This window comes from Planctobacterium sp. AWH2_060 (assembly GCF_056158425.1).
On record NZ_JBSWTG010000001.1, the window covers coordinates 5,037,299 to 5,052,017 of the forward strand.

14 protein-coding genes are annotated in these 14,719 nt (G+C 45.1%); 6 read left to right on the forward strand and 8 right to left on the reverse strand.

Going from position 1 to position 14,719, the window contains the following annotated elements; all coding sequences use genetic code 11:
- Nucleotides 1–5: 5 nt before the first annotated feature.
- The gene (locus tag ACXAD8_RS21790; protein WP_475232405.1) at nucleotides 6–365 is read right to left on the reverse strand and encodes a DUF6463 family protein; all 360 of its coding nucleotides are present in this window, start codon (nucleotides 363–365) and stop codon (nucleotides 6–8) included.
- A 170-nt stretch (nucleotides 366–535) separates the two neighbouring features.
- Here ACXAD8_RS21790 and ACXAD8_RS21795 point away from each other — a divergent pair, with 170 nt between their 5' ends.
- The 3 genes from ACXAD8_RS21795 to ACXAD8_RS21805 all read left to right on the forward strand — a co-directional run bounded on the left by ACXAD8_RS21795 (nucleotide 536) and on the right by ACXAD8_RS21805 (nucleotide 2,961).
- Nucleotides 536–1,519, forward strand: coding sequence for a transposase (locus ACXAD8_RS21795; protein WP_475232407.1), 984 nt, complete (start codon nucleotides 536–538; stop codon nucleotides 1,517–1,519).
- Between the two features lie 310 nt (nucleotides 1,520–1,829).
- Nucleotides 1,830–2,093: a DUF1289 domain-containing protein gene (locus ACXAD8_RS21800; protein WP_475232409.1), complete on the forward strand. Its 264-nt coding sequence runs from the start codon at nucleotides 1,830–1,832 to the stop codon at nucleotides 2,091–2,093.
- 82 nt (nucleotides 2,094–2,175) lie between these two features.
- On the forward strand, nucleotides 2,176–2,961 hold the full coding sequence (locus ACXAD8_RS21805) for an SDR family NAD(P)-dependent oxidoreductase (RefSeq protein ID WP_475232410.1): 786 nt from the start codon (nucleotides 2,176–2,178) through the stop codon (nucleotides 2,959–2,961).
- A gap of 427 nt (nucleotides 2,962–3,388) precedes the next feature.
- On the opposite strand, the gene ACXAD8_RS21810 is transcribed toward ACXAD8_RS21805, so the two are convergent.
- From ACXAD8_RS21810 to ACXAD8_RS21830, 5 genes are all read right to left on the reverse strand, one after another.
- Nucleotides 3,389–4,105, reverse strand: a complete 717-nt coding sequence (locus ACXAD8_RS21810) for a hypothetical protein (protein WP_475232412.1) — start codon at nucleotides 4,103–4,105, stop codon at nucleotides 3,389–3,391.
- Between the two features lie 93 nt (nucleotides 4,106–4,198).
- Nucleotides 4,199–4,993 carry an esterase/lipase family protein gene (locus tag ACXAD8_RS21815; RefSeq protein WP_475232413.1) on the reverse strand — a complete coding sequence of 265 codons (795 nt, stop codon included), beginning with the start codon at nucleotides 4,991–4,993 and terminating at the stop codon, nucleotides 4,199–4,201.
- Nucleotides 4,993–6,498 carry a WS/DGAT/MGAT family O-acyltransferase gene (locus ACXAD8_RS21820; protein WP_475232415.1) on the reverse strand — a complete coding sequence of 502 codons (1,506 nt, stop codon included), beginning with the start codon at nucleotides 6,496–6,498 and terminating at the stop codon, nucleotides 4,993–4,995. Before ACXAD8_RS21820 ends, ACXAD8_RS21815 begins: the two co-directional genes overlap by 1 nt.
- A 78-nt stretch (nucleotides 6,499–6,576) precedes the next feature.
- Nucleotides 6,577–7,320 (reverse strand): type 2 periplasmic-binding domain-containing protein, encoded by a 744-nt coding sequence (locus ACXAD8_RS21825; RefSeq protein WP_475232416.1) that lies wholly within the window; start codon nucleotides 7,318–7,320, stop codon nucleotides 6,577–6,579.
- Between the two features lie 73 nt (nucleotides 7,321–7,393).
- Entirely contained in the window at nucleotides 7,394–8,206 is an 813-nt protein-coding gene (locus ACXAD8_RS21830; RefSeq protein ID WP_475232418.1) for a helix-turn-helix domain-containing protein, read from the reverse strand.
- Nucleotides 8,207–8,337: 131 nt separating this feature from the next.
- On the opposite strand from ACXAD8_RS21830, the gene ACXAD8_RS21835 reads away from it, so the two are divergent.
- A complete protein-coding gene (locus ACXAD8_RS21835) occupies nucleotides 8,338–8,649 on the forward strand; it encodes a hypothetical protein (protein ID WP_475232420.1) in 312 nt (103 codons plus the stop codon).
- A gap of 6 nt (nucleotides 8,650–8,655) precedes the next feature.
- Here ACXAD8_RS21835 and ACXAD8_RS21840 read toward each other — a convergent pair whose 3' ends face one another.
- A complete protein-coding gene (locus ACXAD8_RS21840) occupies nucleotides 8,656–9,459 on the reverse strand; it encodes a hypothetical protein (RefSeq protein WP_475232422.1) in 804 nt (267 codons plus the stop codon).
- Nucleotides 9,460–9,665: 206 nt separating this feature from the next.
- On the opposite strand from ACXAD8_RS21840, the gene ACXAD8_RS21845 reads away from it, so the two are divergent.
- Both ACXAD8_RS21845 and acnB read left to right on the forward strand, forming a co-directional pair.
- Nucleotides 9,666–10,829, forward strand: a complete 1,164-nt coding sequence (locus ACXAD8_RS21845; RefSeq protein WP_475232424.1) for a tetratricopeptide repeat protein — start codon at nucleotides 9,666–9,668, stop codon at nucleotides 10,827–10,829.
- Nucleotides 10,830–11,116: 287 nt separating this feature from the next.
- Nucleotides 11,117–13,729 (forward strand): bifunctional aconitate hydratase 2/2-methylisocitrate dehydratase, encoded by a 2,613-nt coding sequence (acnB, locus tag ACXAD8_RS21850; RefSeq protein WP_475232425.1) that lies wholly within the window; start codon nucleotides 11,117–11,119, stop codon nucleotides 13,727–13,729.
- 62 nt (nucleotides 13,730–13,791) lie between these two features.
- On the opposite strand, the gene ACXAD8_RS21855 is transcribed toward acnB, so the two are convergent.
- On the reverse strand, nucleotides 13,792–14,559 hold the full coding sequence (locus tag ACXAD8_RS21855) for an isocitrate lyase/PEP mutase family protein (protein ID WP_475232427.1): 768 nt from the start codon (nucleotides 14,557–14,559) through the stop codon (nucleotides 13,792–13,794).
- Nucleotides 14,560–14,719: the final 160 nt, after the last annotated feature.

The window sequence follows — 14,719 nt, forward strand, 5'->3', positions numbered from 1 at the left end:
GCTTTCTACAGCAACTGGGGGGATTCTTTTTCGATGAACAACGCGATAATGGGTGGGAACAACAACCAAAATCCGGAAACTGGCATTAAACTAACACCAATTAGGGTCAGTAGTAATAAGCAGGCCGCCAATGAAGTGGAAATTTTAGTATTGGATTGCTCCAGGTAATAAACAGATTGTCCCAGAGTAAATAGCAAGACTCCAAACAACAAAAACCATGCTGCCAGTGCGGTCTCCAGTGAACTGACACCGCCGATTACGCCAGCTTTTAGTATCTCAAGATATTTTGGACCAAAGCTCACTAATGCAAATAGTGTGTGTAATACAGCTACTCCGATGATCCATTTCCCTTTCCATTGTTTCATAAGTACCTCAGTTTAAAAGATTATTTGGATTGTCGCATAAGTGGGCGAAATTTACCCGGCAATCTATAATTAACCAGGACAGCCACCAAAACTGTACTTCAGTACAGTTTTCAAACTCACAGGATTGTGCAACAGTAGAGGTCCGTTAATCAGACTCAGGAAGAGTCCACATGCCAAAAGCCAGGAAGGCACAAATTTGCCTTGAAGATACGCCCTATTATCATTGTGTTTCCCGTTGTGTGCGCCGCGCATATTTGTGCGGTGAAGACCAGTTAACCGGCAAGAGTTATGAACATCGTCGGCAGTGGGTACAGGACCGTATTCATTTTTTATCCCAAATTTTCGCCATAGATGTATGTGCCTATGCGGTGATGAGCAATCACACTCATCTTGTATTGCACATTCATAAAGATTTATCTGACAGTTGGGATACCGAAGAAGTGATTCACCGTTGGCATCGGTTGCATAAAGGCACTTTGCTGAGTCATCAATACCTGCACCCTGAACAGCGACTAAATATGCCTGAATCACAACTGCTCACCCTTGTTGAGACGGTAGATGTTTGGCGACATCGTCTAACCGATGTCAGTTGGTTTATGCGCTCCTTGAATGAATATATTGCCCGTGAAGCAAATAAAGAAGATGAGTGTACCGGCAGATTCTGGGAAGGCCGCTTCAAGTCCCAAGCCTTGCTGGATGAAGCAGCCCTTACCGCCAGCATGGCTTATGTGGATCTAAACCCTATAAGGGCCGGAATAGCTAAAACACCGGAACAGTCGAACCACACCAGTATTCAGTACCGCATCAATGCTGCTAAAAGGGGTATAAATCCTAAATACCTATCACCACTGGCTGGAAACTTCAACGAAGAAATGCGCCATAGTTTGCCGTTTCATTTAACCGACTATCTGGAACTAGTGGATATCACCGGCCGTGTTATTCTGCATGACAAAAAGGGATTTATTCAGGAATCAACGCCATCCATTTTGCAGCGCCTCAATCTTAAACCGGAACAATGGCGAGAACTCACTACTCAATTTGAGGACTGTTTTCACCATGCCGCAGGTAGTGAGTCCTACCTGGAAGCTTACGGGCATCGACATAAATTAAAACGACTCAGGGATAAAAACACCGCGATAAGGCTATTTGGGTGACAATAACCTCCCTCAAACTGAAATAAAGTGGAATTACCAACAGGTAAGGGATGACCCTACCTAAGCTTTACCCACCTACACTTTTAAACAAGAAAAACACCGCAAAGAAATCTGAATTTCCAATCATCCCCTCAAATTTTGCCAACAACCCCAAGAGTAAAAGAAAAAGATGAGCCACTATTTTTAGGTGGCTGTCCTGGTTAACTTTTAAATTTAGGATGGCTGTCCTGATTAATTTCTGATTAACTGCTACAACCACTGTGCATTTATCCATCTTGTGTAAAACACGGAATCGCTCTATAAAACGATTATGGAGCAACTGGAATTTTTTGAGATACCCAGCCCCTGTATTGGTGTGTGTCAGGTTAACAATAAGGGTTATTGCAAGGGCTGTTTTCGTAGCAGGGATGAGCGTGTCTATTGGCATCAGGTGGACAACGCGGTGAAACAGCAAATCATTGCGGCTTGCAAGTTGCGTAAAAAGCGGGTGATGTATCGCAAAAAACAGACTCAGAAGAATACGCCTGCGGCGGACAGCCAGTCTTCACTGTTTGATGAACCTAAGCAAAAATAAATATTTCTTCTGGACCAAATTATTCCTAATCTGCTGATTGCATCCTACACTGAGAAGCAACACACATAATGGACTAACCCTCATGATACATGCAGAACTCAACTTAACTATGATCACGGGCGCTTCTGAAGGTATCGGCAAATGCTTTGCTGAAGAGTTTGCGCGACAAGGCCATGATTTGGTATTGGTGGCCAGATCCGAACAAAAATTAAATAGTCTGGCTGAGGATTTACGCAAAGAATACGCTGCCAAAGTTACGGTAATTGCACAAGATCTTACCCATCAGGATGCCACTGACTCAATAGAGCAGACTCTGGTGGAAAAGGGCTTGCAGGTGGATATTCTGGTGAACAACGCTGGACTGATGTACGTTGAAGAGTTTGCCGATAGCACCCCTGAAAAATTTGAACAGTTGTTAACCCTGAATATCAATGCTTTGGTGCGAATGACTCACCAGTTTTTGCCCGGTATGTTGTCGCGAGACAATGGCAAAATTGTTAACGTGGCATCAATTGCCAGTTTTATGCCCACGCCTAAATTTGCCTTGTATGGCGCCTCTAAAGCGTTTGTATTGTCCTTCACAGAAGCGCTAAGCGAAGAATTAAAATACAGTAATGTTACAACTCATTGTGTGTGCCCCGGTTTTACAAAAACCAATATGATGTTGGCTGGAAATGGTCTGGAAGAAATTGTACCCGGTTTTCTGAAAGTATCGCCAGAATCATTAGTCAAAGATGCTTATAAAGCGGTAATGAAGGGGGACACCATTTATGTGCATAAATTGCACAACAAAGCCCTGGTGCAGTGGTCCAGGTTATATCCTAAATGGCTGGTGCGCGGAGTCAGTGGCTTCTTTAGTCGATTTTGAGTTTCATTGTTTGGAATATGTAATGTATCTGTATATACCCAAACTACCTCAAGATGCCTGCTTCAGAGCTATCACAGCGCTTTCAGTACAAGGCGCACTTGAGAAGGAATGTCGGCTACCTTTCAAACAAGTGCAACACCGTAATGGAAGCGCTGTGAAGCTCCCGAAGGGCGGGGCCTAAAAACATTTATGCGGCGTCAAATTGTATCGACGTGAGAACAACCATGCCATCTCCAATTTACCTTGCCTAAATCCTTTTATTCGCCCGCTGAAGTCGAGTATCTTGAGGTAGTTTGGGTATACGTCAAGTTATACGTATTTATGAGCTTTCTGATATTGAATTGCCCGTTTTTAACCGCCGTCAAATATTCCCTGGAAAACGCCTTTTTATAACATAGTGAGGTGGCAATTTTTGGTTCGCGAGCTGCTACACCAGCCCGTCAATATCTTCTACTGGCAGTAGTCTGGGATGATAGATGGGGCTTTCATTGATTTGTTTTGCTGTCAGGCTCACCAACACTTTCTGCTTTGGCCAATTAATTGTTTCTAAAGCAGAAGGCTTGAGCAAAATTGGGTTTTCGTGACCCAGTAGTTTGTTCATTTCAATGGCTAAAAATATGATGTCCCAGTTGTCTTCATTCAACACAAAATCCTTGATATGGCCGTGTTTGTTGTCGTCAGACTCTAATTCGTAGTCTTCCACAAAATTAGCTGAATGGACGTGATTCTTTTCGGAAGCCGGTTCATGCGGCGACCCTACCAGTTTTACCTGCTCCGGATGAACGCCTGTGAGATAGGTGTCCAGAGGTTCCGGGCCCACGTGCCAGGTGGCATACTCAAAATAGCACATGTAGGTTTTTTCATAGGCGCGGGCAATGGGGTCGTTACTTAGCAACGAGGGACTTTGCTTCAGTTCCGGTTTGGTCAGTTGCAGCAGAATCTGTTTTTGTTTGGTATCTATTTTCTGGATCAGCTTGGTGTGCACCAGGGCTTTTTTCCCTCCGGGGAGCCATTTATGGGTGTCAATCAACATATAATGCACATTCCAGCTTTCGTCATTAAACAAAAAGTCTTTGCAATAACCCAATTCGTCATCGGTGCCGATGATCTTGTATCCCTCGAGTGAGTTTAAGCTGTGTAACATACAACCCCCTGCTGGCAATGAGATAGATACCATTATGGGTTAAAACAGTGGGGATCTAAAGTTAATCTGCATACCAGGTCGGAAAGCACAAATTTATTGGTGATTGTGCTGGCTTTCTATGTTCCCAGCTAGCCAGGTTGGAGCGGTGCTGATATCCAGCGGACGCCATTCTCGTAGGTCTTTATAATTGGCATTGGCTGCGAGTCGATGGGCGATAAGCCAAATTACGGTGGGGTGGTGGCCTAATCCTAAATGGCTGCCTTTGACCTCAATATTCTCAAAGTGCATTTCATTACCATGTTGTTGGCACCCCTGCCAGTGGCTGATGCCGTCGCTTCGGGAATAAATTGAAGTGCAGGGCACAGGTGGCGTCTGCGCCAGATTAGCTGGGATCTCAAAGTCTGCGCCAATGCGCTTATGGTTGAAGCGTTTAAAAATTCGTGCAGCCATTGGTGCTGAAGTATCAGGTGTATTAAACGGACTACCAAGACTGATCACTGATGCCACCATATCCGGCATCAGACGTGCAGTTTCCCGAGCAAGGATGCCGCCTAAGCTCCAGCCTATCAGGTGGACGGGCTGTTTTTCATATTCAACAATGGCCAGAACCCGTTCCAGTAGATCTTCGCGAATCATTTTTTCACCAGGAATAATGTGCTGGCCCAGATTGCGCCCTTGCTGCCAACCGTAGCTCCGATAGCCTTTCATTTTCAAAAACTGCCTTAGCGCCAAAGTCGAGTAATCCCCGGCTAAAAAGCCCGGCAATACCATAACCGGATGTTTCCCCGATGGTGCTTTTAGCAAGAAGGGTAATGCCAGGGTAGAAGCGGCAAATTCCAGAACGGTGCGGCTTTCCAGTAAGGTATGTCGGAATAGCGGTGCACTCACTATTGACTGTCCTTTGAATTATCGTCCTCAGAACTAACAGCGTTCCCATCATCATCCGTGGTGTTTTTCGCAATAGGTTCGCTGGCGGGTGTTTCTGCCAATAACGCCAGGGCGGCGGCTTCAAGCTCGTTGGCCGCTTCGCGCACATATCGCACAAACAGGTTCATATCTGGCATCAGGTTGGTGGCAGATGTGGCACTGATAGAAATGGTTCCGTTGTAACTAAACACCGGCATGATGAGACCCATACCATCGATGATGGGGGCGGTGCCCATATTCACATGTAATTTGTGTCCCGCCATGTAAAGAGGAATTTGTGGGCCGGGTACATTGGTAATGATCAGGTTAAAAATAGGATTGTGCTTCTTAGCGATATTGGCTCTGCTGTAATAGCGGGCAGCAACACCTGCCAGTCCAAAGGGGATAACCTCTGCAAAGCCCATTAAACTCTCAGCATCAATCGCTTCATGATAAAGCTTACCGATAATGGTATTAATATGGATGGTTTCCAGGCGTTTAATGGGGTCGGCTTCATTGGTGGCCAGCTGAATATACATGGCTGTCACCTGATTTCCCATATCGCTTTGTTGATCATTGGAGCGAGTGGAAACCGGCACCATAGCTACCAGTGGTTTTTCCGGAAGTTCGTCTTTTTCCTGAAGGTAGCGTCTCAGGCCCCCGGCACAAATAGCCAGTACCACATCGTTTAACGTGGCATCCTTCACCGCTTTTCGGATAGCCTTGACCCGACCAAGATCCAAAATTGACGAGTCCCAGATTCGTTGCGGACCCGCTATATCGTTAAATCGTGTTGCTGGCGCAGTAAAAGGTAATGTCGGCATATCGATGCCATGAACCTTTGAGATATAACTGGTTTTAACTGTCGCCTTGCCTGTTTCCCATAACAAGCCAGGTAATTTTGTGGTGCGGGAGGCTAAATTAAACGCGCCCTGAGTCAACATGCTGATGGTGCCGGGCAATTTCTCTTTTTTACGTTCTGTGGGCTGCGGTACTTTTCGGGGCTTAGGCGAAACGTCAAATAACATACTCATCAACTGCGCACCGGATTTGCCATCAAATGCCGAGTGATGAATTTTAGAGATTAATGCCACTGAGCCTTTCGGTACCTGCGGAATGCTGTCTATTCCTTCCACAAAGGTGAACTCCCAAAGAGGACGGTCACGATCCAGCTTCAGCGAAAATACTTTCGAAGCCAGGTAGCGCAATTCTGACCAGCCTCCTGGACGGGGCAGCGCAGTGCGATGAATGTGAAGGTTCAGATCAAAATCTTCGTCATGACTCCAGTGAGGACGATCCACATTGAGTGGAGAGGTGATGAGTTTTTCAGTTAATCGAGGCACACAATGGATGCGCTCTTGCAAAAAGTCGTGGAAGCTTGAAAAGCTCAATGAGCCTTCTAAGATGGCGACACCGCCAATGTGCATTGGGATTTTATTGGTTTCCAGAAATAAGAATGAGGCATCCAGACCGGACAGAGCTTGCATAATCTTCCACTTACAATGACTGAGTTATCTTGAGTATAAGTAGGAATAGGGCAGAAGTGAAACAACTGTTTGAATTATTCAGATGCCATACTTTGCCATTATTTTGCGAATGACCTCCTGTGTTTCAGGGGAACTCAGCACTTTATCACTGAGTGCTTGCCAATGAATTACATCTTGCGAGAATTTTGCTCTTGGGGTGAATGCCAGATACAAGTCAGATTGAGAGGCACAGCCGCTATTTTTTATTTCACCTTGTAAATTTTGTTGTTTTTGATAATACAACATCGAAAACTCAGTGATCAGAATGCTGTCCACCAAGCCATTCAGTAGCAATCTTGTGGTTTTATCCAGAAAGCGTACGTCATAGGGGAAACTTTTAAAATTTGGATTGTCGTTTGAAAGTCTCTTAAATTCCTCAGGGAGCGCGTCTGCTGGGTAAACAACACTGCGCTGCATTGCTTTTTCCGGATTTTGATATCGCCACTCATCATTTGCGCGGCTGAAAAAGCAGAATCTTTGAATTCCTATCGGGATGGCAGGGTACAGCAAGTTAGGGGCTTCGTTTTTAGCGGGTGCCAAAAGTGCCATATATTTCCCGGACTCTACCTTTTTAATGGCTCTTGACCAGGGGAGTAGTGAAAATCCCAATTGTACTTCGCTGTCTCGATAGATGTGTTCAACAAGCTCAACCAGCAGCCCAGGCCGGTCAGAACTGAGATTACAAATATAAGGACACCAGTCTATAACCGCTATTGTGAGGTGAGTACCAGCTTTTGTTGATGGCAGGTTAAGCATCAACAAGGATAAAATTGTTGCAAACACAGGTTTCTTCAAACTGCACGTCACTCCAGTTAGCGAACTTAGCACATAGTTTGCGTTAGATTGTGGAGCAGGACTATTGGCCTTTAGTCTTAAAAAACTGCTTGGTGGCCTCATCAGCAGGAAAAAATGTTTCTACTTTTAGTTCTGAAGCGGTGACATCGAGGGCTGTGCCAAAGGCAGATACCATACTAAAGAGTTTCAACTCCAGATTTTGAATCTGAATATGCACAGACAGCACTGGCGCAATAGTGGCGGCGATATCGCTACCGGAATACTGGCAGGTGCCAGCCTGTGCCTGCATTTCGTCAAACAGCTCAGCCAAAAATTGGTTGTCCGGGTCGGCATTGACTTCGCGCTGTAATCTTAGTAACAGAGGATTGGCGATTTCTTGCCAGTTACTGATAAGGGGTCGAAAGCCCTTCTCTGAAAAGGTTAATCGATAAACATTGAGTTTATCTTTGCTAAACAATGATTCATCCGGCCTGCCAATCAGATTGAGTAGCTTATTGGTGGCCTGGTTTGCCATATGCAGGTTCCAGTTGCGATCTACCACCAGAGCCGGGAACGGTTCGTGGTGAGTCAACATCATGGTGAGGGCGTTGTTGATACTGTTCATCGCCGAGTCACTTAACTTTCTTTCATTATAAATGGGTGAAAAACCCGCGCTTATCAGTAACTGATTGCGGTCTCTTAGTGGCATATCCAGGGCTTCTGCCAGTTGCAATATGATGTCTCTACCAGGCCTTGAGCGCCCGGACTCTAAAAAACTGATGTGCCGTTGAGAAATATTGGCTTCCAGTGATAAATCTAATTGGGATAACTTTTTGTAATTACGCCACTTTTTTAGTGCTGCAGAAAAGGGCGAAACCGGTTGTTTTAGTGCCATGATGAAATATCCCTACATTTTTGTACCTTCAAATTTAGCGTAATTTGGTCACAGCACAATTACCTTTCAGGTAATTGCAGCAATGTCTGATTCATCAGATAACTATCACTGCGAATCAACTGGAGATAAATATGAGTTTGCGTGTTTTGTTATTGCTATTGGCTTTAGTGCTTTTTGGTGGCTACAGCATTTGGGCGTTGTTGCAGGTTGGCTATATTGGCATTTGGGCATCGGGTTTTGCTTCTCCCGGCGCCTTCCAAATCTTATTAGATTTGGTTATCAGCTGTCTGGTGTTTAGCAGTTGGATGATTGCTGATGCCAAATCCCGAGGGATAAATCCAGCTCCCTGGCTAATCGCTATTTTGACAACGGGGTCCATTGCTATTTTGGTTTATTTACTATCTCGGGAAATGGCTAAAAAGCGAGAGCTGCAAAGCGCTTAAAAACAGCTAATGCAAATTACTGTGGGGCTTAATCAGGTTCAGTATCTGGTCTTTGATGAAATAATTAATACTTTCGTGTTGTTCAACATAGTCCAGAATCGCCAGGGCGGAGCGTGGTGACGCTTCATAGCCCTGAGCAAATCCGGCGACAAGATCGGCCAACTGTGGAAAGTTTTGCTCAAAGCTCTTATGACCACAATGTTGGCCCATTTGACTTGCACCTTGTTTTGGCTCCCAGTTCTCAACCAGGGTTAGTAATCTGGATAAAGCGTGATGTTGAATGAGGTAAAAGGCGGATAATTTATCCCCTTCATTGTAGCGCCTTAAGCCAATTAGTAAGTTGGTAAGTAACTCTCCAAGCAGCCATTGTGGCTCCCCGTGTTGTTCAATGCTGTCGGGACTTTGTCTGGAGCTTTGTGGCACAGCAACATCAAAAATTTCCGAATCCATGGTGCTGTGCAACCAGGCGATACGGTTATTTTCAATTTCGCATGGTTCCAGTTCTTGTTTTTCCACAATAGTTAAATCACAAAAAATGCCATCAGAGAACAAAAAGCGAAAATGACCAGGGCTGCGCCTGAATTCAAAGGCGATGTGTTGAATATCGGATAGCCAGCGAATGTCATCCAAAAATAGTGCCTTACAACCCGGCTCTACCAGCAGTGTTAAACCTATGTCGCAATCGTTATCCCGCAGCGAATGAAGCTTGCTGCTCTTGTCAGGTAGCAGCATTGCCAGGGTGTGATTTTGTGCAGAGACAACAAAGCGGATTTGTTCCAATCTTTGCAGGATCAATTCATTTTTCGTCATGGAATTTGCTAACTTAGCCGAGTGAACGCAGTTTTTTTGATTTGCTTTGTTTAATTTGTATCCTGGAATCCGATGACCTGACAACGTTTCGCATACGTATTCATAACAATTAATTTACAATCCCGGTTTTTTATTTGATTGCCGACATTTGCCAATTTGGGGTTATTTTTTTATTGTACGGGCGATAAATTAAAAGGAAGTACCAATTGAAAAAGCTGATAGTGATCGCATCCTTGCTACTCAGTGCTTGTAGCAGCACGTTTATTTTCCAAACGGAATTAAGTGGAGAATTACCAGAGAGGGTAATCCCAAAAACCATCGAACAACAACCTGCCTTTAACGACAACGAATTGTTTCAATTATCTGCTGAACAGGTTCGTGAGTTTGAAAGCTGGTTTAATGCGCCGCAATACGCCGATATTGCACCACACCAGCGTTTGTATGACTATTTAGAACAATATACATCGGGTTTTGATTATCGGAGTGACACCTATACCGCCAGTGTTGCTATGACGAAAAAAGGCGGCAACTGCTTATCATTGGCTTTGATGACAACCGCACTGGCCAAAATTGCAGGCGTCGAAGTCGGCTACCAGTTGGTGCATACTTCACCAGTGTATAAAAAGAAAAACAATGTTTTATTGTTGTCTTATCACGTGCGTACTTACCTGTACGATCCGAGTTTTGAACCGGAGGAAGGGGTGATCACTCTGGTGCGTCCACGGTTAGTTGTGGACTACTTCCCTAATCGTTACGACGTTCCCGGAGAGAAAGTCGACGAGCCGCGTTTTATCAGCATGTATTACCGCAATCTGGCTGCCGATGCGCTGATGGAAAATCGCCTCAGCGAGGCTTTTTGGGTAGCCCATCGGGCGCTAGAGTTGGCCCCTACTGATGCCGAAAATGTCAATTTAATGGCCATTATTTATCGTCGCCTGGATATGCCAGCAGTATCGGAACGCTTTTATCAATACGGTATGCAGGGAGAACACCACAATACCAATATGATGAGTAACTACGCCTTGTTGTTAGAAACTCAAGCCAGGTTGGACGAGGCCGAACAAATAAGATTGAAAATGCTGGATTACCCAGATACCAATCCCTATGCCTGGATAAAATTAGGGCATGAAGCCTATGAGTCTGGCAATCACAGCCGAGCGATAAATTATTATAAAAAGGCGATGGCGCTGGCACCTTATCTGGATGAAATTTATTTTGGCATGGCGAAGAGTTTGTATCGCCGTGGTGAGTATTCTAAAGCCGCTCAGGCAATGCGCATTGCTGCTGAGAAATCCTGGGAGCAGTCTGAACGAAGTTTGTATTATGCCAAACTCTCTGCGCTGCAGGCTCGTCAATTTGAACCCGAGTAGTTTCATGTTGAATGCAAATGATTATGAATATCATAGCTATTTAATATTTTAAAAAATGATAAATTATCAATTCATCATAAACAATAGTTATAGTGGATATTCTGAATTAAAAACACCTATAGTTTTCCTTTATTGTTAGGATTCTTTATACTAGCCTTCTTTCTTATCCGACTATGCAATGAGTCGTTATTCACCAGCTGAAACTAGCTGGCAACAACTATTTGTTGTGTGAATGATTCTCATTGCAATCAGCACATCTGTGCGAAACATTTTAAGAGGATCTTGTTGTGTTAGAAGCATATCGTAAACACGTCGAGGAACGCGCTGCAGAAGGCGTCCCACCTAAACCACTAAACCCTGAGCAAGTTGCTGCATTGGTAGAGTTATTGAAATCTCCTCCAGCCGGGGAAGAAGACTTTTTGTTAGAGCTGGTTTCTGAACGTGTTCCTCCTGGTGTTGACGAAGCCGCTTATGTTAAAGCCGGCTTTTTATCCGCTATTGTAAAAGGCGAAGCCAGTTCACCTATTATCTCCAAAGAAGCAGCTGTTCAGTTATTGGGCAATATGCACGGTGGCTACAACATCGCAACACTGGTAGAGCTGTTAGATGATGCCGATTTGGCTGAGTTAGCGGCAGAAGAACTGAAGCATACTTTATTGATGTTCGACGCTTTCCACGACGTTGAAGACAAAATGAAAGCGGGCAATGCTTTCGCAAAAGACGTTATTGAGTCATGGGCAGAAGGGGAGTGGTTTACGTCTCGTAATGACATCCCTGAAAAAATCACTATGACGGTGTTTAAAGTGACGGGAGAAACCAATACTGATGACCTATCCCCGGCACCTGATGCCTGGTCTCGTCCCGATATTCCTTTACATGCACGTGCCATGTACAAAATGACCCGTGACGGCCTGGAGCCTGAAGTTCACGGCGAAGTTGGTCCGTTGAAGCAAATCGAAGAAGTTAAAGCTAAAGGTCACCCTGTCGCTTTCGTTGGTGACGTTGTAGGTACAGGTTCATCGCGTAAATCGGCCACTAACTCGGTTTTATGGTACTTCGGTGAAGATTTGCCAGGCGTTCCAAATAAACGCGGTGGTGGTGTTTGTATCGGTGGTAAGGTTGCCCCTATCTTCTTCAATACCATGGAAGATGCTGGTGCCTTAGTATTTGAAACTGACGTTGATAAGCTGGAAATGGGTGATGTTATTGATATCTTCCCTCTGGAAGGCAAAATCACCAACGCTGAAACCGGTGAACTCTTATCTGAGTTCAGCTACAAGTCAAAAGTGATTCTGGATGAAGTGCGCGCTGGTGGCCGTATTAATCTGATCATTGGTCGCGGCCTGACTGAGAAAGCTCGCGAAGCACTGAGCCTGGAAGCATCTGATTTATTCCGTAAACCTGAACAGCCTAAAGACAGTGGTAAAGGCTTTACCCTGGCTCAGAAAATGGTTGGTAAGGCCTGTGGTGTTGAAGGGATCCGTCCTGGCACTTACTGCGAACCTAAGATGACTACTGTGGGTTCACAGGATACAACCGGTCCTATGACACGAGACGAACTAAAAGACCTGGCTTGTCTTGGTTTTACTGCCGACTTAACCATGCAGTCATTCTGTCACACAGCAGCTTATCCTAAGCCTGTTGATATCGACACTCAGCACACTTTACCTGATTTCATCATGAACCGCGGTGGTGTTTCGTTGCGTCCAGGTGACGGTATTATCCACAGCTGGTTAAACCGTATGTTATTGCCTGATACCGTTGGTACTGGTGGTGACTCCCATACTCGTTTCCCTCTGGGTATTTCTTTCCCTGCGGGATCTGGTCTGGTGGCTTTTGCGGCAGCGACAGGGGTTATGCCTCTGGATATGCCACAGTCGGTGTTAGTACGCTTTAAAGGTAAGATGCAACCTGGTATCACACTGCGTGACCTGGTTCATGCGATTCCGTTGTACGCCATCAAGCAAGGCTTGCTAACTGTTGAGAAGAAAGGTAAGAAGAACATCTTCTCTGGTAACATTTTGGAAATTGAAGGTCTGGAAGATTTAACTGTTGAGCAGGCGTTTGAATTGTCTGACGCCTCTGCAGAGCGTTCAGCGTCTGGCTGTACTATCAAGTTATCTGAAGAATCCATCAGTGAATATCTGCGTTCTAACATCACTATGTTGCGCTGGATGATCAACGAAGGTTACGGCGATCCTCGTACCCTGGAGCGTCGCGCTCAGAAGATGGAAGAATGGTTGGCGAATCCAGAACTGATGCGTGCTGACGAAGACGCTGAGTACCTGGAAACTATCGAAATTGATTTGGACGAAATTAAAGAGCCAATCGTATGCTGCCCTAACGATCCTGATGACGCGAAAACACTGTCAGACGTTGCTGGTGACAAGGTAGATGAAGTATTCATCGGCTCTTGTATGACCAACATTGGCCACTTCCGTGCAGCAGGTAAGCTGTTGGATCAAAACAAAGCACCTCTATCTACCCGTTTGTGGATTTCTCCACCAACTAAGATGGATAAAGCTCAGTTGATGGAAGAAGGCTATTACAATATTTACGGTCGTGCTGGTGTGCGTACTGAAATGCCGGGATGTTCACTGTGTATGGGTAACCAGGCACGTGTAGCGGCAGGTGCAACCGTACTTTCTACTTCGACTCGTAACTTCCCTAACCGTTTGGGTGATGGCGCGAATGTATACCTGACATCTGCCGAGCTGGCGGCTGTGGGTGCTATCGTTGGTAAAATTCCTACTGCTGCCGAGTACATGGAATACGCTAATAAGATTGAGTCCATGAGCGCGGAAGTATTCCGTTATCTGAACTTTGATCAAATGCCTGACTTTAAAGCGGCTGAAGAAAAAGCGAAGAAGAATATCATTCCTACCTTGAATCTGTCCTAAGCAGGATTCAATTCAAGCTTTGTAAAAACCGAGCCATGCGGCTCGGTTTTTTATTTTAATTGCTATAGCAAATACCCCTGCATGGTGTCGTATTGCAGTTTTTGATGCTGCTCCTTATCATCTTGGTAATATTCCATGAGACCAGAATAAGCACTGAGAAACGATGCGGGCCCCAGGGATATGCGGGCAATGCCAGTTTTGCAAGCCTGCTCAATGTCATTTTTTTGTTGCAACATTAAGTTGAGAGGCAGTTGTACCTGTTCGACAATATTTCGTACCAGTTCGAAGTCGCTGAGACCCGGAATAAACAGGCAGTCAGCACCGGCATTTTGATAGAGAGCTGCTCTGTGGATTGCTTCGAGCCTTGTGTTATTCGTGGACTCTGACGGAGCTAAAAACAGGTCAGTTCGCGCATTGACAAACAGCGTTTCTGAAGCCATTTTGATAGCCGAAATCTTTTCACAGAGCAACTGCTCTGGTTGCTGACCATCTTCTAAGTTGATACCCACAACCCCCAGCTCACTTAAACGGGTGCAAAGTTCGCCAACCTGTACTGGGTTATCGCTGTAGCCGTTTTCGATATCAATGGTAACCGGCAACTCTGTGACCTTGATTATTCTTTCAACTGCTGACAACAGCTCGTTCTGCGGCAGGCGGTAGCCATCGGCATAGCCTAACGACCAGGCCATTGATGCACTGCTGGTTGCAACGGCTTTTGCACCCGAATTTGATACTATGCTGGCCCCCGCGGAATCCCAAATATTGACCAATAACAGCGGCGCTTCGTCGTGGTGTAAAGCACCAAATTTCAAATAATTTTCGGTATTCATGATTCATTTCTCGTTGTTTCACTAACGCTAATTTTGCCTGAAACAAGCTTGTGTATAGCGACAAAACCGGCACTCAACGTCGATTACTTTTGATCACAATTCTAAACATTTATGGCGAGTCAGCTGTGCCGTGAATTGTTCATAATTTTGCCAGTGAAAT